32 protein-coding genes are annotated in these 20,326 nt (G+C 64.0%); 20 read left to right on the forward strand and 12 right to left on the reverse strand.

Annotation, left to right across the window (positions count from 1 at the left end):
- Positions 1-36 precede the first annotated feature (36 nt).
- From FFS62_RS06580 to FFS62_RS06625, 12 genes are all read right to left on the reverse strand, one after another.
- Positions 37-840 carry a DNA cytosine methyltransferase gene (locus FFS62_RS06580; protein WP_137971978.1) on the reverse strand — a complete coding sequence of 268 codons (804 nt, stop codon included), beginning with the start codon at positions 838-840 and terminating at the stop codon, positions 37-39.
- 60 nt (positions 841-900) lie between these two features.
- Entirely contained in the window at positions 901-1,671 is a 771-nt protein-coding gene (locus FFS62_RS06585) for a hypothetical protein (protein WP_137971979.1), read from the reverse strand.
- Between the two features lie 12 nt (positions 1,672-1,683).
- Positions 1,684-1,884, reverse strand: a complete 201-nt coding sequence (locus tag FFS62_RS06590; RefSeq protein WP_137971980.1) for a hypothetical protein — start codon at positions 1,882-1,884, stop codon at positions 1,684-1,686.
- A 13-nt stretch (positions 1,885-1,897) separates the two neighbouring features.
- Positions 1,898-3,562, reverse strand: a complete 1,665-nt coding sequence (locus FFS62_RS06595) for a YqaJ viral recombinase family protein (RefSeq protein ID WP_137971981.1) — start codon at positions 3,560-3,562, stop codon at positions 1,898-1,900.
- The gene (locus tag FFS62_RS06600) at positions 3,549-4,304 is read right to left on the reverse strand and encodes a recombinase RecT (protein ID WP_137971982.1); all 756 of its coding nucleotides are present in this window, start codon (positions 4,302-4,304) and stop codon (positions 3,549-3,551) included. Before FFS62_RS06600 ends, FFS62_RS06595 begins: the two co-directional genes overlap by 14 nt.
- A gap of 64 nt (positions 4,305-4,368) precedes the next feature.
- Positions 4,369-4,491, reverse strand: a complete 123-nt coding sequence (locus FFS62_RS23395; RefSeq protein WP_256662123.1) for a hypothetical protein — start codon at positions 4,489-4,491, stop codon at positions 4,369-4,371.
- A complete protein-coding gene (locus FFS62_RS23400; protein ID WP_256662124.1) occupies positions 4,488-4,622 on the reverse strand; it encodes a hypothetical protein in 135 nt (44 codons plus the stop codon). The genes FFS62_RS23395 and FFS62_RS23400 overlap by 4 nt, the downstream gene beginning before the upstream one ends.
- Positions 4,619-4,894, reverse strand: a complete 276-nt coding sequence (locus tag FFS62_RS06605; RefSeq protein ID WP_137971983.1) for a hypothetical protein — start codon at positions 4,892-4,894, stop codon at positions 4,619-4,621. Before FFS62_RS06605 ends, FFS62_RS23400 begins: the two co-directional genes overlap by 4 nt.
- Before the next feature lie 857 nt (positions 4,895-5,751).
- Positions 5,752-6,177, reverse strand: a complete 426-nt coding sequence (locus FFS62_RS23235) for a hypothetical protein (RefSeq protein ID WP_178084350.1) — start codon at positions 6,175-6,177, stop codon at positions 5,752-5,754.
- The gene (locus tag FFS62_RS06615) at positions 6,170-6,448 is read right to left on the reverse strand and encodes a hypothetical protein (protein ID WP_137971984.1); all 279 of its coding nucleotides are present in this window, start codon (positions 6,446-6,448) and stop codon (positions 6,170-6,172) included. Before FFS62_RS06615 ends, FFS62_RS23235 begins: the two co-directional genes overlap by 8 nt.
- A gap of 117 nt (positions 6,449-6,565) precedes the next feature.
- A complete protein-coding gene (locus tag FFS62_RS06620; RefSeq protein WP_137971985.1) occupies positions 6,566-6,982 on the reverse strand; it encodes a hypothetical protein in 417 nt (138 codons plus the stop codon).
- A gap of 18 nt (positions 6,983-7,000) precedes the next feature.
- Complete coding sequence (locus FFS62_RS06625; RefSeq protein ID WP_171016290.1) at positions 7,001-7,666, reverse strand: LexA family transcriptional regulator; 666 nt, start codon at positions 7,664-7,666, stop codon at positions 7,001-7,003.
- A gap of 110 nt (positions 7,667-7,776) precedes the next feature.
- Here FFS62_RS06625 and FFS62_RS06630 point away from each other — a divergent pair, with 110 nt between their 5' ends.
- From FFS62_RS06630 to FFS62_RS06725, 20 genes are all read left to right on the forward strand, one after another.
- On the forward strand, positions 7,777-7,965 hold the full coding sequence (locus FFS62_RS06630) for a Cro/CI family transcriptional regulator (RefSeq protein WP_137971987.1): 189 nt from the start codon (positions 7,777-7,779) through the stop codon (positions 7,963-7,965).
- Positions 7,966-7,967: 2 nt separating this feature from the next.
- Entirely contained in the window at positions 7,968-8,276 is a 309-nt protein-coding gene (locus tag FFS62_RS06635) for a CII family transcriptional regulator (RefSeq protein ID WP_137971988.1), read from the forward strand.
- Positions 8,277-8,278: 2 nt separating this feature from the next.
- On the forward strand, positions 8,279-9,226 hold the full coding sequence (locus FFS62_RS06640) for a DnaT-like ssDNA-binding domain-containing protein (protein WP_137971989.1): 948 nt from the start codon (positions 8,279-8,281) through the stop codon (positions 9,224-9,226).
- Positions 9,227-9,344: 118 nt separating this feature from the next.
- On the forward strand, positions 9,345-9,740 hold the full coding sequence (locus tag FFS62_RS06645; protein ID WP_256662125.1) for a hypothetical protein: 396 nt from the start codon (positions 9,345-9,347) through the stop codon (positions 9,738-9,740).
- Positions 9,733-10,176: a RusA family crossover junction endodeoxyribonuclease gene (locus FFS62_RS06650; protein ID WP_137971990.1), complete on the forward strand. Its 444-nt coding sequence runs from the start codon at positions 9,733-9,735 to the stop codon at positions 10,174-10,176. Before FFS62_RS06645 ends, FFS62_RS06650 begins: the two co-directional genes overlap by 8 nt.
- 38 nt (positions 10,177-10,214) lie before the next feature.
- Positions 10,215-10,409: a hypothetical protein gene (locus FFS62_RS06655; RefSeq protein WP_137971991.1), complete on the forward strand. Its 195-nt coding sequence runs from the start codon at positions 10,215-10,217 to the stop codon at positions 10,407-10,409.
- Positions 10,391-10,675 (forward strand): hypothetical protein, encoded by a 285-nt coding sequence (locus FFS62_RS06660; protein ID WP_137971992.1) that lies wholly within the window; start codon positions 10,391-10,393, stop codon positions 10,673-10,675. The genes FFS62_RS06655 and FFS62_RS06660 overlap by 19 nt, the downstream gene beginning before the upstream one ends.
- A 70-nt stretch (positions 10,676-10,745) precedes the next feature.
- Positions 10,746-11,162, forward strand: coding sequence for a hypothetical protein (locus tag FFS62_RS06665; protein ID WP_137971993.1), 417 nt, complete (start codon positions 10,746-10,748; stop codon positions 11,160-11,162).
- A 3-nt stretch (positions 11,163-11,165) separates the two neighbouring features.
- On the forward strand, positions 11,166-11,372 hold the full coding sequence (locus FFS62_RS06670; RefSeq protein WP_137971994.1) for a hypothetical protein: 207 nt from the start codon (positions 11,166-11,168) through the stop codon (positions 11,370-11,372).
- 1 nt (position 11,373) lies between these two features.
- Positions 11,374-12,963 carry a portal protein gene (locus tag FFS62_RS06675; RefSeq protein ID WP_137971995.1) on the forward strand — a complete coding sequence of 530 codons (1,590 nt, stop codon included), beginning with the start codon at positions 11,374-11,376 and terminating at the stop codon, positions 12,961-12,963.
- Positions 12,960-13,214, forward strand: coding sequence for a hypothetical protein (locus FFS62_RS06680; RefSeq protein ID WP_137971996.1), 255 nt, complete (start codon positions 12,960-12,962; stop codon positions 13,212-13,214). Before FFS62_RS06675 ends, FFS62_RS06680 begins: the two co-directional genes overlap by 4 nt.
- A complete protein-coding gene (locus tag FFS62_RS23255; protein ID WP_218569272.1) occupies positions 13,211-13,657 on the forward strand; it encodes a DUF2829 domain-containing protein in 447 nt (148 codons plus the stop codon). Before FFS62_RS06680 ends, FFS62_RS23255 begins: the two co-directional genes overlap by 4 nt.
- The gene (locus tag FFS62_RS06690; RefSeq protein ID WP_137971997.1) at positions 13,654-14,517 is read left to right on the forward strand and encodes a hypothetical protein; all 864 of its coding nucleotides are present in this window, start codon (positions 13,654-13,656) and stop codon (positions 14,515-14,517) included. Before FFS62_RS23255 ends, FFS62_RS06690 begins: the two co-directional genes overlap by 4 nt.
- A 205-nt stretch (positions 14,518-14,722) precedes the next feature.
- Entirely contained in the window at positions 14,723-15,586 is an 864-nt protein-coding gene (locus tag FFS62_RS06695; RefSeq protein ID WP_137971998.1) for a phage capsid protein, read from the forward strand.
- A gap of 45 nt (positions 15,587-15,631) precedes the next feature.
- Entirely contained in the window at positions 15,632-16,156 is a 525-nt protein-coding gene (locus tag FFS62_RS06700; protein WP_137971999.1) for a hypothetical protein, read from the forward strand.
- A 69-nt stretch (positions 16,157-16,225) separates the two neighbouring features.
- Positions 16,226-16,807 (forward strand): hypothetical protein, encoded by a 582-nt coding sequence (locus tag FFS62_RS06705; RefSeq protein ID WP_137972000.1) that lies wholly within the window; start codon positions 16,226-16,228, stop codon positions 16,805-16,807.
- Positions 16,807-18,981: a hypothetical protein gene (locus tag FFS62_RS06710; protein ID WP_137972001.1), complete on the forward strand. Its 2,175-nt coding sequence runs from the start codon at positions 16,807-16,809 to the stop codon at positions 18,979-18,981. Before FFS62_RS06705 ends, FFS62_RS06710 begins: the two co-directional genes overlap by 1 nt.
- 7 nt (positions 18,982-18,988) lie before the next feature.
- Positions 18,989-19,432, forward strand: coding sequence for a GNAT family N-acetyltransferase (locus FFS62_RS06715; protein ID WP_137972002.1), 444 nt, complete (start codon positions 18,989-18,991; stop codon positions 19,430-19,432).
- Positions 19,433-19,434: 2 nt separating this feature from the next.
- Positions 19,435-19,890 (forward strand): GNAT family N-acetyltransferase, encoded by a 456-nt coding sequence (locus FFS62_RS06720; RefSeq protein WP_178084351.1) that lies wholly within the window; start codon positions 19,435-19,437, stop codon positions 19,888-19,890.
- Positions 19,887-20,324: a hypothetical protein gene (locus tag FFS62_RS06725; protein WP_171016273.1), complete on the forward strand. Its 438-nt coding sequence runs from the start codon at positions 19,887-19,889 to the stop codon at positions 20,322-20,324. Before FFS62_RS06720 ends, FFS62_RS06725 begins: the two co-directional genes overlap by 4 nt.
- The last annotated feature ends 2 nt before the right edge of the window (positions 20,325-20,326 follow it).

The following is a 20,326-nucleotide window of genomic DNA, read 5'->3' on the forward strand; positions in this document are numbered from 1 at the left end:
CTGCGGCTGCCTACCGGTGCCGTCCATAGCATTTCGTCAGGCCGTGGCGTCCAGGTAGGCGCCTATGAACTGCGCCGCCGCTTCAGCATTGATGGCGTTTCCGTAGGCGCGCAGGCGTCCCACTCGGGAGGCAGCCCCATCAGCCAGCGGGAATGTGCCGGGTTCAACTGGCCGCCACTTTCCATCCCGGCAGAAGAGCCAGTCAGCATCAGTCCAGAGACCGTTAACCGGGCCGGCTGATCCATGCGAGTCAGCCCCGCGCAGCGCGGCAAGTCCCGGCCCGCATGTCGGCTGTCGTTCGTCTCCGATCCGCAGCTGTTCCGTAAATCGCGCACCACGGGAGTCGGCCACCCAGTAGAGCCGGTCGCGGATGTTCGGGGAACCGACGCCCGCAGCCGGAAACGGGACTGCCCCGAAGGCGTAACCCATGGCTTCCAGGTCAGCCTGTACAAGGTCGACCCAAGGGTCTGCGTCCTTGCTCGCAACCTGTTCACCAAAGACGAGCACAGGGCGGCGCTCGCGGATGAGCCAATGGAAGTCCGGCCAGAGGTGCCGCTCGTCATCAAACCCAGCGCCCTGGCCTGCCGAGGAGAAAGGTTGGCACGGACAGGAACCGGTCCAAACAGGTCGACTGTCTGGCCAGCCGGCGCGGCGAAGGGAGAGCGACCAGGCGCCGATCCCGGCGAAGAAATGGCATTGGGTGTAGGGGCGCAGGTCATCTGGGTGCACATCCTCGATCGAGCGTTCGTCCACGTCGCCGGGCGCGATGTGCCCCCCCTTGATCAGGTTGCGGAGCCACTGCGCTGCATACGGGTCGATTTCGTTGTAGTAGGCAGCCATGGGGCTCTCTTTGGGGAAAAGAAAGCCGCCCGAAGGCGGCTATGGTCTAGCGGGCGGCGATCAGCTGGCGTCGGCGAGCGGCAGCACCTTGTAGGTGTAATCGGCGCTGTTCGCGGCATCGCTGTTCTCCACGGCGATGACGCCATCCTCGACCAGCTGGAACAGCAGGGAAGTGGCCTTGCTGCTGTCGACGGCCAGGTGCTGCTGCAGGAACGTCAGGTCGATGCTGCCGCCCGATTCACGCACCAGGCGGGTGACGTCCTCGATGGTCGGGTCGTTGAGGCTGTTGAGGTCGTCGAGCATGTTGCCTGCGCCGCCGCTCTCCGGTTGCTCTGGCTGCTGGCTGCCCGTCAACCCCATACCGGCCGCCAGCTCAGCCGCAGACAGCGGCAGCTCCTTCTGGTCGCGGTCCGGGGTGATGCCATCCAGGCCCTCGCCGTACTCGTCCGGGGCCATCACCAGCATGCAGAGGCGGCCGGCGCTATCGACGAGGTCGTGCTTGCGCGGGTCCTTACCGTCGACCGACAGGGTGACCGTCAGCTTCTTCTCGTCGACCTGGACGCGCTTCACGTCGACCGGCACCGCGGCGGCGCCGTTGGCGGCAATGATGCGGATCGCCATCTTCACAGCGGCCTTCACTCCCAGGGTGACCCGCTCGATGACTTCCTGCTGGCCCTGCTCACTCAAGCTGCCATAGACGGCCGTCTGGCCTTGGAGCTGGTCAAGGGTGAGCTGTACCAGGTCGTGCTCCAGCAGCTCGCTGGCCATCTCGGCAGGGAACAGGCCTTCACTCTCGGCGCGTTTAATGATTGCGGCGTGTGCAACTTTCATCGGGTAGATTCCTCAGCTTTTGGCGATGCGTTCAAGCGTCTGCCGCTGGGCAGCGCTCAGGTTGGTGCGCGGGCCGTGCCAGTTGAACTTGGCCCGCATGTCTTCGGTGAAGTTGATTTCCCATGCCGTCGAGGCATGCAGCTCGGCAGCTGCGAGCAGCGCGATGAACTCTTCAACGTGGTCGTAGGTTTCTTCGACGGTGATCGCGGCCATAGGAGCTCCGGACTCAGGCGGCAGCCTGGTTCAGCTGTACGCCTTGGATGTGGGTGATCAGGGCAGCGCAGATGCGCGGGAAGTCGCTGGCGCGGTAGAGCTTGGCGGCGCGCTCCTGCTCGACTGGCTCGAAGCCCAGCGACAGCAGAAAGTCCGCCGTCAGGGTGAAGCCGAGGCGGGCGGTGATGTCGCCGAGCTTGATGCGTTGGCCGTCGTCGGCCGCCGGCTGGGTGACCTGCGTCACCTCTGCGGCGACCGGTGCTGGCGCTGCCTCTTCCGGCGAGTAGATCTGCTCGACCTGCTGGACCTGCACCGGCGCTGGTTCCTGCTGCTGGGCCAGGAGCTGGCGCTCGGCTTCGGCTTCGCGCTCGGCCTGCTCTGCAGCAAGGCGGCGTTTCTCTGCCTCGGCCGCTTCGTGCTCGCTGATGCGCAGCTTGATCAGAGCGACCAGGTCGTCGTTGGCCTTCAGCACCAGGTCCTGGGCGTCGTGGAACAGGAAGGCATGGGCGCGCGCCAGCTCGTTCAAGCTGGCGATGTTGGCGCGGATGCCATCGGCAATCCGGCTGGCCTCGATCTTGGCCCGGGCCAGTTCGGTATCGGCGGCCTCCTGCAGGCTGGCCACCGTCTTCTTGCCCTTGATGGCGTTGGCGAAGTCGGCCGGCACCCTGGGCATGCGGATCTTGCCGCCGAGAGTGGCGTTGATCTGGTCGATGTGGTCCTGCAGGGCCTTGGTCGCGCTGATCACGATCTCTTCGCGGATCGACTTCTTCCGGCTCTCGACCATCTTGTTCAGCTCCAGGCGCTTGGCGCGGGTCTGGGCGCTGATCTCGTCGATGGTGCGGAATACCTGGTCTATGTCGGTCGTCTGGCCGAGGATCTGCTGCTTCACCAGCTCCAGGCGCTCTTCGACGTCGCCGCACCATTTCACGGTCTTGTCGGCGTCGGCGAAGTCCTGATCGCTCTCGAGCGTGGTGTTGATGCTGCCCAGCACGGCCAGGGCGTGGCGCTTGAACTCGTCCAGGTTGGACGCCTTCACCATGCCGGTGACCTCGACGCGCAGCGCCGGCAGCTGCTCCGGCGCCAGGCCGACCGCTTCCACCTTGGTTTCCTGCGGCACGAACTCGGCCAGCTCTTCCTCGAACTGCTTCCAGCCGGCGATCAGCTGCTCGGCGCGGCCAGGGACCGGGCGGTATTCCATGGATGCGAAGTTCTCGCGGGTGCCATCGGAGCAAACGAAGATCACCCGCTCGGCGCCGCTGACCAGCAGTTGCTGCTCCAGCTGCCAGTAGTAGTGCGGCTCCAGCTCGCCAGTGCGGACCTGGGAGGCGACCTTCTCGTTCCAGAGCTTGTGCTCGAACAGGGTGTCACCCAGCATCGTGGCGCCATCCAGGCTGGCCAGCAGGTTGCCGCTGGTGCCGACGATGGGGAACAGCTCTTCGCCGATCAGCTCTTCGACGAGGGGGCGGGCCATTTCCTCGGTGGCGTGACCCAGGTCGAACAGGTTCTGCTGCGCCGCGGTGACCTCCGGCACGATGCCGGTCTTCTTCTGGGTCAGCAGGTCGGTGCGGCTCTGGTACTTCGAGGCGCCCATCATCGCGGGCGCCTCGGAAGCGGTGAAGTGGTTGGCGCGAAGGGCGTGCCACTCGGGCGTGCCCTGCTGGACGTTATGCACTTGCATCGGTGGCTTCTCCTTCGATAGGAGCGAGCGCGCGGATCTTGTCCTTCTGCGCGTCGCTGAGGGTGTACTTGCTGCTGATCGTGGTGATCAGATGCTCGGGGTTGGTCTTGCCGGCGGCGATCATTCCGGTCCACTGCTCGCGGCTGTCGTCGAGCTTGCTGTCGGGGTAGGGCGGCAACTCCTTGGGCGCCTCGGCCTGGCGGGCCGGGCCGACTTCGCGCTCGGTGGGCGTGTCCATCAGCTCTTCGGCGACGGGCATGCCGCGCAGCACGTCTGGGAACACGTCGCGCAGGGCGAAGGCGCGGGCACGCATCTGGCGCATCCGCTTGGGGTACTGGCTCCAGGGACCTTGCTTGCCGGCCAGGCCGGCCAATTTGGCGTCGACCATGCTGAAGGTGCGGAACTGCTCTTCCTCGCCGTGGCGCTTCACCCGGCAAGTGGCCGTCTCGCCGTCGTCGCTCTCGTAGATGTATTCACAGAGCGGCGAGCTACGGACCAGGGCGATCACCGCGTCACCCCAGAGCGACGGGCGTCCGTTGATCACGGCGATGTTCTGCATGGCTTGCATCGGCTGGAGGCCGAGCTCCATGCCCCACTGGATGGCAACCAGGACATTGCCCGGCTTGCGGTGGTAGTCCTTCGGCACGATGTCTGCCTGGGACAGGTGCTCGGCGAAGCGCAGCGCCTCGTCGATGTTCTGCGGCATCAGGCTGAAGGTTTGTTTGAGGGCTAAATCGGACATGACTTTCTCCCGCCGCGCGCTGGCGCAGCGAATAGGGTTGGTAGGGAGGCGAAGCAGGAAGTGGTCAGCGAGCCGCAGAGGGCTGGCAGTACGAAGGCTGGCGGCCGATGCGATCGATCAACGGGTCTTGCCCGACAAAGAGGATCACCAGGATGGTCAGGCACAGATAGCCGACGGCGTCTTTCATGGCTTCACCTCGAACCGCAGCACGCACAGGCCGCCGCTGATGTAGACGAAGCCGCCTTCGGTGAAGCCGTAGCGCGCCGCCAGGGCGCGGGCTTGGGATAGGGTCTTACCGGCGAACTCTTGTGGTTTCATGCTGCTGCCTCCATGTCATCAGCGAGGCGAGCACGGCGCAGCGCCTCCATTTCAGTGAACTCGGCGCGCTGGCGGTCAATGCGGCCTTCAATCTTGATCAGCGCCAGGTGCTTGCCGGCGCTGTCGCCGCAGATCAGTGCCTTGATCAGGTCGCAGACGTGCACCGGGTCGAGGTTGTCGGCGCAGTGCTCGACGTACTGGTCAAGCGTGTCGGGGTCGCCGTTCTCGATGCCGGCGTGAACGATCTGCTCGATGTCGTGCAGGGTCTTCATGGCGTTGTCCTCGCTGATCGCCTGTTTCCGGCTGAGCCCTGGCAGCCGTGAAGCGCACCCTGACCAAGGAGTGGGCCAGGGCTCATGCGGAAAGAGGCGTGGATAAAAAGGCCCCGGCGGACCGGGGCAAGTTGCGTGCAGGTGATGCGGGGAGCGCATCGGGGAGTGATCTGGCCAGGCGCGACCCTGGCTGCGGCATCGGTGCGCTTCTCGGGTAATTGCCGCGTCCGCGGTGACTGTGCCGATGCCCGGAACTTCAGCGGCCGGAGCCGCCCACATGCGCGCTTGTTCCCGCGCTTCCCGCGTGTTCAAGGGCCAAGCCTAAGGGCTTGGTCCAGCTTCCACGCCTCAGATCACTCCCCGATCCGCTCGCGCGGATGGGCCGGTCTTTCCCGACTGTCACGCCTTTGTCGCCCAGCGACACATCACGGAATCGAACCGTCCCCCGTCTCACCGAACCTCTGCGATTGAGCTGGAGTCGAACCAGCCTTTCCGGATGCCCCTGTCGCCAAGGGCATCAAGAAAATCGGTATCTCATGGGCTCCGTTAAGCCACGGTGGCCTTGGCTGCCTTTCGGCTCTCGGGGGCCCTGTGGGCCCAACAGTCGGCCACGCTGGGTTGGCTGCCGACTCTCGACTTCTGGCGCTTTACGCTGCACGCCCGGGGTGAGGCATCCCCTCTGAACCGTCTGGGCCGGTTCATCGCTGCCCATCGCTGGCCGGTTGTGGCTGGCGATGGGGTAAATTTAAGCAAGCTGAAATTAAAGGTCAAGCATGCTGAATGAATAATTTCAGAATGCTGAATGTTGCAGGCACAAAAAAGCCCGCTCGAGGCGGGCTTCTATGAGGTGAACTGGTTTAGGTCGTGGGCAGTTTGGATAGGCCAACCAGGATCGGGGCCAGGTACTGCTGGACGATCCACCAGGTGCCAGCAACGATGGCGACCAGGGTTCCAGCAGCGTACATAGCGAGCTGAGCCTTGGTGACCATGTCGGACTTGATGGTATCGGTGCGCTCAATGAGAACAGCCGATTGGGTCTTCAAGACGCCAACGTCGCCTTGAATGACCTTAATCGAGTGGGCAATCTCGCCAACGTCGCGCTTGATGTACTCGACGTCGCTTTCGAGCTTCGCTACTCGCGCTTCCACGCCGTTGCCTCCAGGTGGTTCATGACCTCCAGTATGGTCGCCACCGCCGCCATTGTCACCGCCTTTCCTGGCCTGCTCCCTGGCGTTCTTCAGCACGGTGAGAGCTTCCTGAACGCTCGTATTGACGTTACTCATGGCCCCTCCCGAACAACTCCCTGATAGTTACTGGCGTAGTGAGATTTGGTAACGCTGTTTCCATCTGCTCGATAATCTTGTCGATGATCTGCAGCGATTCTTCAGCTTTTTCTTTTGTCTCTGCTGATACGGCAGGGTCTTCTTTTATAGCATTGGCCAATGTCAGCGTTGCCCTAGCCTGAAACATTGAAATCACAAACAGTTGGCCAATGTTCTGGCCGATTAATTCTACAAAATCCTTCGGTTGATCTTCTTTACTATCATCGCTCATACATGAACATCCCCATCGCAATAACAAGCACCATCAACAGCCAGCACCCCGCGAACCATATTGGTCTACGGTCGCCGTTAAAGGCGCGGTCGATCCAGTAGAGGAGGGAGCGGAGGCTCATCCGCAGTCGGCCCTAGACACCGTAATGGCGGTGATCAAATTCCCCGTCTTGTCTCGATACTGATATTCAAAGGCGATACCCGCCCCAAGTGCCTTGTTTAAGTCGCCACCGCATAGCTGTGAGACAACGGCAGGCTTTATCTTGGCTAGCTCTTCGCGATCGATATTTGCCGCTGATAGTCCCGTGATGGTGTAGTGGGTTATTACTACAGAGCCTGAGCCTGCAGTTGCTCTATCGAGCACCGTTACTTCATCAATTGTTCTCGGGGCAGTTTTGTTTATCTCGGCGGCAATTTTTAGTGCAAGTTCGTGGCCAGCGCTACTTCTGCTGCGGTTGTCGAAGTACACCTTTGCAGCCGCAAAGATCAACACCCCGACAGAGAGCAGTGCGACGTTTCGCCATGTGCTCGTCATGGTCAACCTCCTGTTGGACTAAAGCCCCGTGATCTTCGCGTCCACGACGCGGCCGATTAGCCGCCACTCGCCATCCATTTCAACCGTCTTGAACGTCGGATTCAGCGGCACCAGGTACTCAGTACCGGCATCGCGGACGTACTGCTTGAAGGTGGTTTCGCCGTCGCGGTGTTTAGCAATGTAGAACTTGCCGCTGATCACGTCGAAGCCTTCTGGGCGCACCAGGATCTTGATCCCCTCGGGAAAGCTGGGGGTGCCGTCTGACTTCATGGAGAGCCCTTTGACTGTAAGCCAATATCCATACAGGCCGGCATTTTCTGTCGACTCGATCATTTCCTCCCCGTCGCCTGGGCAGTGATTGTCTGGTGATTCTGCGCGCTCTCCGGCGGCAACCCAGCTGATCAGCGGGTAGTGCTTGGGTGATCGATGCGGCTGCAGGGCAGGGGCGATGTTCCCATGCTCGTCGATCTGTTCCCGCTCAGGGCCCTCGCCAATCCCGAGCCACTGAGCAGCGAAGCCGGTGGCCTTCGCCAGGGCGAACAGGTTCTCCGGTTTGAGGCTTTTGCTCTCGCCGCTGATCCACTGGGTAACGGATGAGGGGGCAACGCCGCACGCGGCAGCGATCTCGCCCTTTCTCTTGCCGCTGAGCTCGATGGCTCGGGCTATACGCTCGTGTCTTTCCATGCGGCTGACATTAAGCGAGCTGAAGTTAAGCATGCAGTATGCTGAAGACACGGCTTGACCCCTTAAATTAAGCATGCTGAAATCACTGCATTCCGCCAGAGGAGTGCGTGATGAAAACCAAATGTGCAGCCGATCATTTCGGCTCGAAGAAGAAGCTTGCCGAGGCGCTTGGCATCAGTCCGAGCGCCGTCACCATGTGGGGTGACGAGGTCCCGGAGCTGCGCCAGTACCAGATCGAGCGGATCACCAAAGGAAAGGTGAAGCGCGGCGATAGCGGTGCTCAACAGCTGGCGTCCTGATCATGAACACGGAGCAATTGAGCCAGGAACAGACGGTAAGGGCCCGCAAGAACTACGCCGTTCTCATGCAGCGCCTTGCGTCGATAGGCAATGCACCGGTTGCGCTTGCAGTCGGTTGCGACGAGGCGACGATCAGCCGGATGAAGCCTGAGAAGTTCGAGCAGCTGTGCCAGATCCTGGCCGTGCTCGACCTGAAGGTGGTGCCGAGCACCATGAAGTGCTTCGACGAGCGCGACATCGAGACGATCCTGCACCAGGCCAAGCGCTGGATGGACCACGTCCAGGGCATCGACCAGCTGGAGTTCGACTGACGATGCCGGCGTTCCAGATCAACGATGCAGAGTGGGCCGCCCTGGTTGAAGAGCCAGGCGACGTGTTCCTGCTGTATTGCTCGATCAGGCGATACATGGACTACGCAACCGGCATTGCCGGCATTCGCCGTCGCCTCAGCGAGCAGATGCTTCGCGAGGTGCTGTACATCGCGCCCACCAGGGGCCGGCACGACGCCGGATCACCCACCCGCCAGCGCGTCAGGTCGGTGCTCGATCGCCTGGTGACCCTCGATGCAATCCGCCCTATAGGCCCCATGGTCTACCAGCTGCCGCTCGCGAGTAGGGATGGTCTGCCCGAAACATCAGCAACCGATCAGCAACCAGATCAGCAACCAGATCAGCAACCACCCGAGACACAGCCAGAACCCAGCAATAACGGTGCTTCTAGCGAGGACGGGCAGGGATCAGCAACCGGATCAGAAACACCGGACGCGCCGATCAGCAACCTACCTCCGTTATCCGGAGTTCTTCCTACGTCACGTCACCGCGCGCACGAGCAAAACGACCGCTTCCCGATGCACGACGACTGGCTGCCCACCAGCACTGGCTGGAAAGCCACAGCGCTTCGCAATGGCCTAGGCGCCATCAACATCAGCGCGGATGTGCTGATGGAGTTTCGTTCGTACTGGATCAACCGCCCCGACAAGTACCAATCCCAAGGCCAGTGGGAACACGAACTGGCGCAGAAGCTCAAGCGGGAGAATCGCTATGCACAAGCCAACGGACTCAGCACCAGCTCCGGCACCGGAACTGGCAAGCAGCGTTCTCTCTCAGCTCCAGACCGAGTCCGGCAATCCATCGAGCAGCAGCGAGCCGCGCAAGGCGGTGGAGCCGCTGCGCATGGAACTGATGGAAAAGCTGTGGGTGACGATGGTGGAGACCTTCGGCCACCGCTGGACGTCGAGTTTCGGCGACTGCCCGAGGCCTGATCACGCCTGGGCAAAGCACCTGAGCGGCTTGAACGGCCGGCAGATCGCCAACGGCCTGTCGCAGCTGAACGACCTCGAGGACAAGCGGTTTCCGCCTTCGGCTACGCAGTTCCGTGCCATGTGCCTGCACGTCCCTGGTCTGCCCAGCGAGGCCGAGGCATGGGACCAGGCGCTGCGCGCCGACTACGGTCACGAGGCGGTGAGGGTGGCAGCAGAGGCCACCGGCACGTTCGACCTGCGCACGGCCAAGCTCAACGACAAGGGCCTGCGCGACCGCTTCAACCGCAACTTCGCCATCGTTCGAGCCCGCGCCGTGATGGGCAAGCCGCTGGACGACAAGATCGCCGAGGGCATCGGCCACGAGTCGAAGAGCCCGATGCAGCAGCAGCTGGCCTCGATGCACCAGACCGCCCGCGACCTGATCACCGCCCAGGGCCTGCCCACCGATGGCAAGGCAGCACGCGCCCATCTGCTGGCGATGCTGGGCATCAAACGGAGAGACAACCATGCATGACCTCAAGCCGGTTTCGTTCGTGGTGCCAGGCGAGCCGATCGGCAAAGGCCGTCCCCGCGTCGGCAAGGTGGGCAACCATGCCCGGCTGTTCACGCCGAAGAAGACGGCCAACTACGAGAGCCTGATCGCCGTGGTTGCTCAGCAGGCCATGGCCGAGCGCGAGCTGCTCGCAGGCCCCGTGCTGATGGAGCTGCGCATAGTTCTGCCGGTGGCGCCGTCCTGGTCGAAGAAAAAGACCGCCGCGGCGCTCGCTGGCGAAGTGATGCCGACCAAGAAGCCGGACGCCGACAACGTGCTCAAGGCGATCTGCGACGGCATCAACGGCATCGTCTTCCGCGACGACGTCCAGGTCGTGAACGTCTCCATGTCGAAGCGCTTCGGGGAGACCCCAGGCGTTGCTGTTCGCGTTGTTCCGCTGGTGGGGGAGTGTTCGTGATGCGTTGGTCTTGCAGAGAGCTGCAGGACGGCTGGGTAATGCTCGCCGTCGACGTGTACCTGGCCGAGGACTACGCGCCAGAGGCGATGGCTGGCATCCGCTACGCCGTGCACCCGTTCAACTTCGACGAGGACCCGGAGGCGTTCTGGTTGGTCATCTCCGAAATGCAGCAGAGGGCGGCGATGGTCGCCCAGCCACTCGCAGCATCGCGCGCGTGCGCGTTTGGGGACTGACCATGCAGGCCGCCCAGCCGATGCGGGTCGACTGGTTCCAGGTCATTGCCGACATCAGCCGGCATGGCTACAGCACGCAGTCGCTGGCGGATGCTGTGGCCGTGCCCAAGTCAACCCTGCTGGGCTGGAAGCAGGGCGCCGAGCCTCGGTATAGCGAGGGCGAGCGCCTGGTTGCGTTCTGGTGCCAGCAGACGTGCCGGGAGCGCGCCCTGCTGCCGATGGTTGGCCCGGATGACTGGTGGGCATACCACGCCAGGGCCAAATAGTCGGGAAACCGACCAACCCCCACACCGATGCTGTCCTCGCCGTTGAACCCCATCAACCGAGGACAGACCAATGCCCGCCCCCGATACCCTGACCCCGCAGACCCCCGGCGAGACCGCCACCACGCCGGCGGCCGCTGATCCGAGCGCCACCACCAATGGCCAGGCGCCGCAGCAATCCACCACGACTACCGAGACCCCGCCGGCCGCGCCTGTGTTCAAGACCCTGCACAAGGGCGGCGGCAAGCATGTCGTTGTCGATGCTGCCGGCGCCGTGGTCGGCGACTTCAAGGGCACCAAGGCCGAGGCGGAAGCTGAGGCTCTGCGCCTGGCCGCAGGCGGCGAGCCGCTGAAGGCCGCCCAGGTCGAGCAGGCACCAGCCACGCCGGCGGCCGCGGCCAAGCCAGACGCCATCGACCCCACCACCCTCAAGCAGCCCGTGCTGACCCCTGACGGTTGGCTGTGCCCGGCGCCGAAGCAGGAGGGCTGACCCATGGGAAGCAAGCCGAAGAAGCCGAAGGTCGTGCAGCAGCCTGACCCGCAGGTCGAGGCCCAGAAGGCTGCCGATGCCGCAGCCGCCAAGGCCAACGAAGAGACGGCCGTGCGCAAGAAGCGCAAGGCGGAGAGCTCGCTGCTGTCGTCCGGCGGCGCGCAGGGAATCACCGTCTTGTCCCAGGGCAAGTCCACTCTCGGATCCTGATATGAACCCCGACCAGATCGTCAAAACGCTGGGCACGCTCAAGTCGCTGCGCAATCCGCATGAGTCGGTCTGGCGGGAGTGCTACGACTACACCCACCCGATCCGTGGCTCTGGGTTCTACTCGGACATCATGAGCGCCGACGAGGCCCTGCGCCGCCGGGCCAGGCTGATCGACTCGACCACCACTGATGCCAGCCGCGTGCTGGCTTCCGCCATTATGGGTGGCATGACGCCCGCCAACTCCCTGTGGTTCTCCCTGGACGTGGGCCAGGAATCGGACGAGGAGCGGCGCTGGCTCGATGACGCCAGCCAGTTCATCTGGGAAAACATCCACGCCAGCAACTTCGACTCGGCCGGATTCGAGGGGCTGATCGACTGCGTGGATGCGGGCTGGTTCGCCCTTTACATCGACTCGGACCGGGAGAAGGGCGGCTACACCTTCGACCTGTGGCCGATCTCCAGCGTCTACTGCTCGGCGTCCAAGGCTGGCGGGATCATCGACACCGTCTACCGCTGCTACAAGCTGACCGCAGAGCAGGCGGTGAACGAGTTCGGCACCGAGCTCAGCGAGACCACCCAGAAGCTGGCACGCGAAAAGCCGCAGGAGCTGGTCGAGTTCGTGCACGCCATCTACCCGCGCAGCACCTACATGGTCGGCGCCCGGATGGCGAAGAACATGCCGATCGCCTCCTGCCAGGTCGAGGTCGTGGCCAAGAAGATGGTTCGCGAGTCCGGCTACCACGAGATGCCCGTCGTTGTGCCGCGCTGGATGCTGATCCCCGACAGCGTTTATGCCGTCGGGCCTGTCATGGATGCGCTGCCGGACGCCCGTACGCTGAACGAGCTGTGCCGCATGGACCTGGCCGCCGGTGACCTGGCCATTGCTGGCATGTGGATTGCCGAAGACGACGGCGTGCTCAACCCGCGCACGGTCAAGGTTGGCCCCCGGAAGATCATCGTCGCCAACAGCGTCGACAGCATGAAGCCGCTGCAGACCGGCGCGAACTTCGAATACTCGGAGACCAAGATCGCCCGGCTGCAGGCCAGCATCCGCAAGATACTGATGGCCGATCAGCTGCAGGCCCAGGACGGCCCGGCGATGACCGCGACCGAAGTGCACGTGCGCGTGGCGCTGATCCGCCAGTTGCTGGGCCCGGTGTATGGCCGCCTGCAGGCCGAATACCTGCAACCCCTGGTGACCCGCTGCTTCGGCATCGCCTACCGCGCTGGCGTGCTCGGCCAGGCCCCAGAGTCGCTGGCCGGCCGGAACTACAGCATCCGCTATGTCAGCCCGCTGGCCCGCTCGCAGAAGCTGGAAGAGGTCACGGCCATCGACCAGTACGTGCAGGGCGCTGTCGTCGCCGCGCAGATCGATCCGACCGTGATGGACAACGTCAATCTCGACGAGGCCCAGCGCATTCGCGGCGAAGCCCTGGGCGTGCCGAGCGCTGTTATCCGCAGCAAGGCCGACGTTGCCGCCATGCGTGAAGAGCGCGAGCAGCGGCAGCAGGAGGCGATCGAGCAACAGCAGCAGGCCGCCATTCAGCAGCAGGTTGTCCAGGCCGCCACGAAACAGGCGGGTGCCGCATGAGCGAGCTGACCAACGAGCAACAGGACGCGCTCTTCAAGCGGGTGTTTGAGGATCACCACGAAGGGCGGATAGCTCTCGAGCTGCTGATTCAGCGCTTCGCCCGCAATGCCGTCACCACTGGCGGCATCGACGCCATCCTCAAGACCTACATGCAGGCCGGGCACCGCGAGGTGCTCGACCACATTCTGCTCCGCATCAACCGCGCCAACGGCGTGACCACCGACCAACCCGACGAGGACGAACAGCCATGACCCAAATCAACCGTCACCCACTGCTGAACCAGGCTTATTGCGTGTGCCTGGCTATCGAGAAGTGCGGGGCATCGCCTGAGCTCACTGAGGCGGTGACCCAGGCCTCGGCGCTGCTACGCGATCTGGACCAGTACATTCCCGAGGCTGACGCGGTCAGCGGTCTGGACTTCGGCCAGGCCGTCTACGCGTTGAAGCAGGGCCACAAGGTCGCCCGCGCTGGCTGGAACGGAACGGGCATGTGGCTGGTGCTGGATCCGGGGTCTGTCGTCAGCGAGGCCCGCCCGGGTAGCGTCTACGACAAGGCCGGGATCACCGGCACTTTCACCATCAACGGCCATATCGACATGCGTACCGCAACCGGCGAGATGCAGCCCGGCTGGCTGGCGTCGCAAACCGACATGCTGGCGACCGATTGGGCAATCGTTGACGGGGGTGCCGCATGAGCTGGTTCGTCCATGCCCGTCTGGGCCATTACCTGCAGACCGAAGCGCCAGCGGATGGCGGGCAGGGCGGCGGCAATCAGCCACCGGCCACGCCTCCTGCCGAAGGCGGCAGCCTGCTCAGCCAGGGCGCGACCACCGACTTTATCCCCGAGAAGTACCGCGTCAACGGTGCCGACGGGGCGCTCGACCTGGCCCAGTCCAGCCGCAAGCTGGCCGAGGCCTATGGCAGCTTGGAGAAGCGCCTGGGCAGCGGCGATGCCCCGCCGAAGACCCATGACGAGTACGCCCCCAAGATCGAGGTCGAGGGCTTCAACTGGGACGAGTTCAAGGCCGATGAGGCCTCGCAGTCGTTCCTCAAGGGTGCCCACGCCAAGGGCCTGACCAATGCCCAGGTCGAGTTCGTCATCGGGGAGTACCTGAAGGCGGCGCCAGGCCTGCTCGAGGGCAATGCCGTGCTCAGCCAGCAGGAGGCCACCGCCGCGCTGCGCGAGGTCTGGAAGACCGACCAGGACATGCAGCAGAACGTCAAGGCGTCCTATCGCGCCGTGCAGGCCTTCGCCAGCGAGGGCGACGGCATCGGCAGCTTCAACAACCTGATGGCCAAGTACGGCAACGATCCGGACTTCGTGGCGTTCGCGGCAAACATCGGGCGCGAGCTGAACGAGGACGTGCCGGTGAACGCTGGCAACCCGGCCACCGATCAGGACTTCGCGGTCAAGACCAGCGAGCTGCGCCAGCAGCTGCAGGACCTGCCGGCCCACGATCCGAAGCGCCCCGGCATCCAGGCGCAGCTCGATGCCATGTACGCCTCCCGCTACAACCAGCCCGCGTCCCGCCTCAACACCAAAGCCCCCGCTTAACACCCCCGCAAATGGTCGGGAAACCGACCGCACTGCTGACCCACCATCGCAGGCATCCCAGAAATGGGCCGGCCTGCGGTGGCGCGCAGATACCCGGAGAGCCCCGAGGCGAAGCAAAGCCGATGCACGCCAGGAACACAGGCCCGCCCACGCGGACACCCTGCAGGCAACCAACCCGAATCCTTTCGCTTTGGAGTGCATCCAGATGAGCCAGCAGATTACCGAAGCGTTCGTGCAGCAGTTCGCCGATAACTTCAAGCACGTCGCGCAACAGCAAGTATCCCGCCTCGAAGGTACTGTCACCATCGAGCCCAACATCGTCGGCATGTCCAAGTCGATCAACCGCCTTGGCCAGCGTACCGCCCAGCGCCGCACCCAGCGCCACGGCGATACCCCGATCAACGACCAACCGCACTCGACCCGCTACGTCGACCTGTTCGACTGGGAAGACGGCGACATGGTCGACGATCAGGACAAGATCCGCATGCTGGTCGACCCCACGTCCGACTACGTCAAGGCGATGGTGTCCTCGATGAACCGCGCCAAGGACGACGTGATCATCACCTCCCTGGGTGGCAACTCGCGCTCCAGCACCGGCAACATCGTGCTGCCGGCCAGCCAGAAGATCGCGGTCGGTGGCACTGGTCTGAACAAGACCAAAATCATCCAGGCCAAGAAGATCTTCCGCCTGAACGAAGCGGACGAGGAGAACGGCGAAGAGCTGTTCATGATCTACAGCGCCCAGTCGCTGGCCGACATCCTGGCCGACACCACCCTGACCAGTGCCGATTTCCTGGCCGGCAAGATGCTGCAGGAGGGTTCCCTCAAGGGCAAATGGATGGGCTTTACCTGGATTCCCAGCGAGCGCCTGCCGAAGGCCAGCACCACCCGTTACCTGTACGCCTACGCCAAGTCCGGCGTCGTTCTGGGCAAGGGTAAGGAAATCACCACCGAGGTGGGCAAGGACCCGGGCAAAGGCTTCAACGTCCGCATCTACGCCAAGCAGAGCCTCGGCTCCGTGCGCGTGGAAGAGGAGAAGGTCGTGGAGATCGCCTGCACCGAGTCGTAAGGCTCGGTTGCGGTTTCCAACCCCAACGAATTCAGGAGAACCATCATGGCCGTAGTCACCACCAAATCCACCGCCTGCACTGCAGGCGATGCCTTCCCGCAAAGCCTGGTATCCCAGAAGGTCCACGGCGGGCGTCTGCGCGAGTCCCTCGGCGTGATCGAGGCGGTCAGCGGCGATTCCATCGCCTCTGTCTACCGCCTGGTGCGCGTGGACTCCGCTGACCGCATCTCTCAGGTGCTGCTGTCCTGCGATGCGATCACCACCTGCGCTGGCGACGTCGGTATCTACGACATCCCCGCGGTCAACTCTGGCGCGGTCGTCGACGCTGACTTCTTCGCCTCTGCCCAGTCGCTGGCCAGCGCCCTGGTAAACCAGGACGTGACCCACGAAGCGGATGCCGCTGACGCTGGCGCTGGCTTCGGCCTGGCCGATGTGGAGAAGCCGCTGTGGCAGGCCTTGGGCCTGGCCGCTGATCCGGGCAAGCAGTACGACATCGCCGTCACCCTGACCGCTGCAGCCGGCTCCGCTGGCACCGTGGCACTCAAGGTGCGTTACAGCGACGGGAACTGACAGGGCGCCAGGGATGGCATTTGACAGCCGGGGCCATGTGCCCCGGTTCTTTTATGTGGAGCGCGAACGATGACCACCGCCGTTTCCATCTGCTCGAACGCGCTGCTAATGCTCGGCGCCCAGACGATCAACTCATTCAACGATGCGGCCAACCTCGATCGCGCGAAGCTCTGCGCGAACCTGTACCCGACGGTCCGCAACGACCTGCTGCGCAGCCACCCCTGGAACTGCGCCATCAAGCGCATGCTCCTGGCGCCAGACAGCACCCCGCCTGCGTTTGGCTACAGCCAGCAGTTCCAGCTCCCGACCGACTGCCTGCGCGTGCTGGAGGTGACGGCTGGCGGCCAGCAGATCGACTACCTGCTCGAAGGGCGCCAGATCCAGGCCGACACTACGTCGCTTGAGCTGCGCTACGTGTTCCTCAACACCGACGAGAACAGCTGGGACGAGTCGCTGGTCAACCTGGCGACGCTCGCCATGGCGGCCAGGATCGCCTACGCCGTGACCCAGTCGGCCTCGATGGAGCAGACCCGCACCCAAGAATTCCAGATGGCGCTGCGCGTGGCCAAGGCCGTCGATGGCCAGGAAGAGCCACCGCAGACGCTTGGCGACGAACGCCTGCTGTCGGCCCGTCTCGGAGGTGGCTGGTAATGCCTCGCCTGACCTTGGTTCAAACCAACTTCACCGCGGGGGAGATCTCCCCGCGCATGCTCGGCCGGACTGATATCGCCCGCTACCAGAACGGTGCCGAGACGATGGAGAACTGCTGGCCAGTCGTGCACGGCGGTGGTGTGCGACGGGACGGAACGCTGTTCTGTGCAGCGGCGAAGTACGACAACAAGCGAGCCCGCCTGATCCCCTACGTGTTCAATCGCTCGCAGGCCTACATGGTCGAGTTCGGCGACCTCTACGTGCGGTTCTACTACCCGGACGGCACCCAGATCGAGAGCAGCCCAGGCGTGCCGCTGGAACTGGTCAGCCCCTACACCGAGGCGATGCTATTCGGGATCGGCTACGTCCAGGGCGCTGACACCATGTTCCTCGCGCACCAGTCCATGCCGATGTATCGGCTGCGCCGCGTCAGCAACACCGAATGGACCCTGTCGCAGGTGCCGTTCGTTGCCCAGCCTTTCGACGAGACCGGCCACAAGCCGGCCGTTTCGTTGACCCTGGCCTCGTCTGGCGTCGGTGCTGGCGTTGCCGTGACGGCCTCCGGGTCAGTGTTCCTGGCTGCCGACGTTGGCCGCGAGATCTGGTATGGCCCCGGCATCGCCACGATCACCGCGGTGGCAAGCGGCACCAGTGCAACGGTGACCATCAGCACCGCATTCAACACCACGGCTATTCCATCCGGTGCCTGGCGCCTGACTGGAAGTCCGCGGGCCAACTGCACGCCCAGCGCGAAGGACCCCGTCGGTGCAGCCGTTACCCTGACCCTCGCTCTTGCTGGCTGGCGGGCCGAGGACGCTGGAAAGTACGTGCGCATCAACCGCGGCATCGTGCAGATCACGACAATCGCCTCGGCCACTGTGGCCAACGGGATCATCACCAGTGCGCTCGACTCGGCAATCGCTTCGATCTCTGGCGCCTGGTCGCTGGAAGGGTCGGTGTGGAGTGTCGCCAACGGCTACCCGGGCGCGGTCACTCTGCACGAGCAACGGCTCGTCTGCGCTGGCTCGCCCGAGTTCCCGCAAACAGTCTGGATGTCGCGCATCGGCGAATACCTGAACTTCGAGCTGGGGACCAAGGACGACGACGCCATGTCGTTCACCGTGTCCAGTGACCAGATCAACCCCATCGTGCACATGGGCCAGGTCCGGACGCTGATCGCCCTGACCTACGGTGGCGAGTTCACGCTCTCCGGCGGCGTCGAGAAGCCGATCACCCCGACCAACATCCAGGTCAAGAACCAATCGGTATACGGCTGCAACCCCGTGCGCCCGGTACGCATCGGCAACGAGCTGTACTTCATGCAGCGCGCCAACCGCAAGCTCCGGGCCATGGCCTACAAGTACGACTCCGACGCCTACGGCTCGCCCGATATGTCGGTGCTGTCCGAGCACATCACCGAGAGCGGAGTCGTCGACATGGCTTACCAGCAGGAACGCGAGTCCCTGCTGTTCCTCGTTCGGGCCGATGGCGTGCTCGCCACCCTGACAGCCGACCGGGACCAGGATGTGGTCGGCTGGGCCCGGCAGATCACCGACGGCGCCTATGAATCGGTGGCGTCGATCCCGGCATCCGACGGCGAACAGGTGTGGGTGTTGGTCAAGCGGACCATCAACGGCGTCGAGAAGCGCTACGTCGAGCGCTTCACCAGTGGCGTGCACGTTGACTGCGGCATCGTCGGCAGCAGCGGGCCGGGTGCTGAGACCTGGTCCGGACTCGGTCATCTCGAGGGCAAGCTCGTCGACATCGTCGCCGACGGCGTGCCGATGCAGCCGATGACCGTGACCGGTGGCTCCATCACGCTCCCGCGTAAGGCCTACGAGGTCCAGATCGGCCTGCACTACAAGACCACCATCAAGACGCTCACCCCGGAAGTGCAGGGCAGCAGCGGCAGCATGCAGGGCAACAGCATGCGCATCGGCGAAATCACCCTGCGGTTCTACAAGACCATCGGCTGCAAGATCAACGGCCAGACCGTGGCTTTCCGCGGCATGGGTGAGCAGGTGCTCGACCAGCCGCCGGCGCTGTTCACCGGTGATCACCGCATGGAGAACCTGGGCTGGGAACGCGGTCGCGCGCAGCTGCTGATCGAGCAGGACCAGCCGCTGCCGTTCCACCTGCTGTGCGTCATCAAGAAAATCACCTTCAACGACTGAGGCGACCATGATCCGAGCGGCAACTGCGGGCGATATCCCGCGCATCATCGAGCTGGGCCGCCTGTTGCACAGGACCAGCCGCTACGCCAATCACGCTTATGACGACGAGGTGGTCGGTCGGTCGCTTCAGGAGCTGATCGATGGCAGCGGTGTCGTGTTTGTCGCCGAGCGCGACGGCGTTGTTATCGGCGCCCTGCTGGGCGGCATCACCGAGCAATGGTTTTCCACCGACCTGCTGGCGTTCGAGTATGCCTTTTTCATCGAGCCAAGCGCCCGTCACGGAATCATCTCGATGCGCCTGGTCAATGCCCTGACGACCTGGGCAGAGCTTCGTGGCGCTAAGTATCTGCAGATCGGCGTCACCACCGGCATCAATGTCGAGGGAACATCTCGGTTCTATCGGGCCAACGGCTTCTCTGACGCGGGCCGGTTCTTCGAGAAGGAGCTATGACCATGGTTGTCCTGATTCGTCCATGCACTGTCGCCGAGGTTGAGGCCGCCGGCACCCTGCAGCTGCTGTTGGCCGAGTACGGCGCCGAGTCCAGCATGCCTGAGCTCGGCCAGGTGTCCGCCAGCTTCGAGACCTACCGGGCCATGGAGGCTGCGGGTGCGCTGCACATCATCGGAGCGTTCGGCCCTGAGCTGGTCGGCCTGGCATCCGTGCTGGTCTACGGCCTACCGCACTATGCCGGTCGCCGGGTGTGCGCCATGGAGTCATTCTTCGTGGCGCCTGGGGCCCGCAGAAGCGGCGCCGGGCTCAAGCTGCTGCGCGCGGCGGAACACCTGGCACGCGAGCTGGGTGCCGCCGCGCTTATGGTCAGCGCGCCTGCTGCTGGCCGCCTTGCCGTGGTGCTGCCGCGTAGCGGCTACCGCGAGGCCAACCGAGTATTCATCAGGGGGTTGGCATGAGCCAGGTGTTGCCGGCGGCCCAAGGCCTGCCCGCTATGAGTCGGGACGATGTCGCCCACGTCGCCCAGTTGCAGGACTATCTGCTGCAGCTGCCGCAGGTGGAGATCGAAACCATCCACCACCTGCATGCCGGACTATATGCCCGCACCATCCGCATTCCGGCCGGTGTGGTGATCACTGGCGCGCTTATCCGTATCCCGACGCTGCTGATCCTCTCTGGCCATGCCACCGTCTTCATCGGAGGCGAGTCGATGGAGCTGGCCGGCTACCACGTCCTGCCGGGTCAGGCCGGGCGCAAGCAGGTGTTCCGGGCGCATGCCGATACCGACCTGTCCATGCTCTTCGCCACCAGCGCCGCCACGGTGGAGGAAGCGGAAGCAGAGTTCACCCACGAATCCGACTTGCTGGCCTCGCGCCGGCCCCGAAAGGAGTAGCC

This window comes from Pseudomonas sp. F(2018) (genome assembly GCF_005508865.1).
In the GTDB taxonomy this organism is placed as follows: Bacteria; Pseudomonadota; Gammaproteobacteria; order Pseudomonadales; family Pseudomonadaceae; genus Aquipseudomonas.

Coding starts and splice junctions, on each gene's coding strand:
- FFS62_RS23235 (WP_178084350.1), bottom strand. CDS start 6,177: ATGAGTAACGTCAATACGAGCGTTCAGGAAGCTCTCACCGTGCTGAAG.
- FFS62_RS06725 (WP_171016273.1), top strand. CDS start 19,887: ATGAGCCAGGTGTTGCCGGCGGCCCAAGGCCTGCCCGCTATGAGTCGG.
- FFS62_RS06655 (WP_137971991.1), top strand. CDS start 10,215: ATGCTCGCCGTCGACGTGTACCTGGCCGAGGACTACGCGCCAGAGGCG.
- FFS62_RS06710 (WP_137972001.1), top strand. CDS start 16,807: ATGCCTCGCCTGACCTTGGTTCAAACCAACTTCACCGCGGGGGAGATC.
- FFS62_RS06715 (WP_137972002.1), top strand. CDS start 18,989: ATGATCCGAGCGGCAACTGCGGGCGATATCCCGCGCATCATCGAGCTG.
- FFS62_RS06600 (WP_137971982.1), bottom strand. CDS start 4,304: ATGTCCGATTTAGCCCTCAAACAAACCTTCAGCCTGATGCCGCAGAAC.
- FFS62_RS06585 (WP_137971979.1), bottom strand. CDS start 1,671: ATGAAAGTTGCACACGCCGCAATCATTAAACGCGCCGAGAGTGAAGGC.
- FFS62_RS06605 (WP_137971983.1), bottom strand. CDS start 4,894: ATGAAGACCCTGCACGACATCGAGCAGATCGTTCACGCCGGCATCGAG.
- FFS62_RS06700 (WP_137971999.1), top strand. CDS start 15,632: ATGGCCGTAGTCACCACCAAATCCACCGCCTGCACTGCAGGCGATGCC.
- FFS62_RS06675 (WP_137971995.1), top strand. CDS start 11,374: ATGAACCCCGACCAGATCGTCAAAACGCTGGGCACGCTCAAGTCGCTG.
- FFS62_RS23395 (WP_256662123.1), bottom strand. CDS start 4,491: ATGAAAGACGCCGTCGGCTATCTGTGCCTGACCATCCTGGTGATCCTC.
- FFS62_RS06615 (WP_137971984.1), bottom strand. CDS start 6,448: ATGAGCGATGATAGTAAAGAAGATCAACCGAAGGATTTTGTAGAATTA.
- FFS62_RS06630 (WP_137971987.1), top strand. CDS start 7,777: ATGAAAACCAAATGTGCAGCCGATCATTTCGGCTCGAAGAAGAAGCTT.
- FFS62_RS06720 (WP_178084351.1), top strand. CDS start 19,435: ATGGTTGTCCTGATTCGTCCATGCACTGTCGCCGAGGTTGAGGCCGCC.
- FFS62_RS06650 (WP_137971990.1), top strand. CDS start 9,733: ATGCATGACCTCAAGCCGGTTTCGTTCGTGGTGCCAGGCGAGCCGATC.
- FFS62_RS06665 (WP_137971993.1), top strand. CDS start 10,746: ATGCCCGCCCCCGATACCCTGACCCCGCAGACCCCCGGCGAGACCGCC.
- FFS62_RS06590 (WP_137971980.1), bottom strand. CDS start 1,884: ATGGCCGCGATCACCGTCGAAGAAACCTACGACCACGTTGAAGAGTTC.
- FFS62_RS06635 (WP_137971988.1), top strand. CDS start 7,968: ATGAACACGGAGCAATTGAGCCAGGAACAGACGGTAAGGGCCCGCAAG.
- FFS62_RS06680 (WP_137971996.1), top strand. CDS start 12,960: ATGAGCGAGCTGACCAACGAGCAACAGGACGCGCTCTTCAAGCGGGTG.
- FFS62_RS06625 (WP_171016290.1), bottom strand. CDS start 7,666: ATGGAAAGACACGAGCGTATAGCCCGAGCCATCGAGCTCAGCGGCAAG.
- FFS62_RS06645 (WP_256662125.1), top strand. CDS start 9,345: ATGTGCCTGCACGTCCCTGGTCTGCCCAGCGAGGCCGAGGCATGGGAC.
- FFS62_RS06695 (WP_137971998.1), top strand. CDS start 14,723: ATGAGCCAGCAGATTACCGAAGCGTTCGTGCAGCAGTTCGCCGATAAC.
- FFS62_RS23255 (WP_218569272.1), top strand. CDS start 13,211: ATGACCCAAATCAACCGTCACCCACTGCTGAACCAGGCTTATTGCGTG.
- FFS62_RS23400 (WP_256662124.1), bottom strand. CDS start 4,622: ATGAAACCACAAGAGTTCGCCGGTAAGACCCTATCCCAAGCCCGCGCC.
- FFS62_RS06620 (WP_137971985.1), bottom strand. CDS start 6,982: ATGACGAGCACATGGCGAAACGTCGCACTGCTCTCTGTCGGGGTGTTG.
- FFS62_RS06690 (WP_137971997.1), top strand. CDS start 13,654: ATGAGCTGGTTCGTCCATGCCCGTCTGGGCCATTACCTGCAGACCGAA.
- FFS62_RS06670 (WP_137971994.1), top strand. CDS start 11,166: ATGGGAAGCAAGCCGAAGAAGCCGAAGGTCGTGCAGCAGCCTGACCCG.
- FFS62_RS06595 (WP_137971981.1), bottom strand. CDS start 3,562: ATGCAAGTGCATAACGTCCAGCAGGGCACGCCCGAGTGGCACGCCCTT.
- FFS62_RS06705 (WP_137972000.1), top strand. CDS start 16,226: ATGACCACCGCCGTTTCCATCTGCTCGAACGCGCTGCTAATGCTCGGC.
- FFS62_RS06640 (WP_137971989.1), top strand. CDS start 8,279: ATGCCGGCGTTCCAGATCAACGATGCAGAGTGGGCCGCCCTGGTTGAA.
- FFS62_RS06580 (WP_137971978.1), bottom strand. CDS start 840: ATGGCTGCCTACTACAACGAAATCGACCCGTATGCAGCGCAGTGGCTC.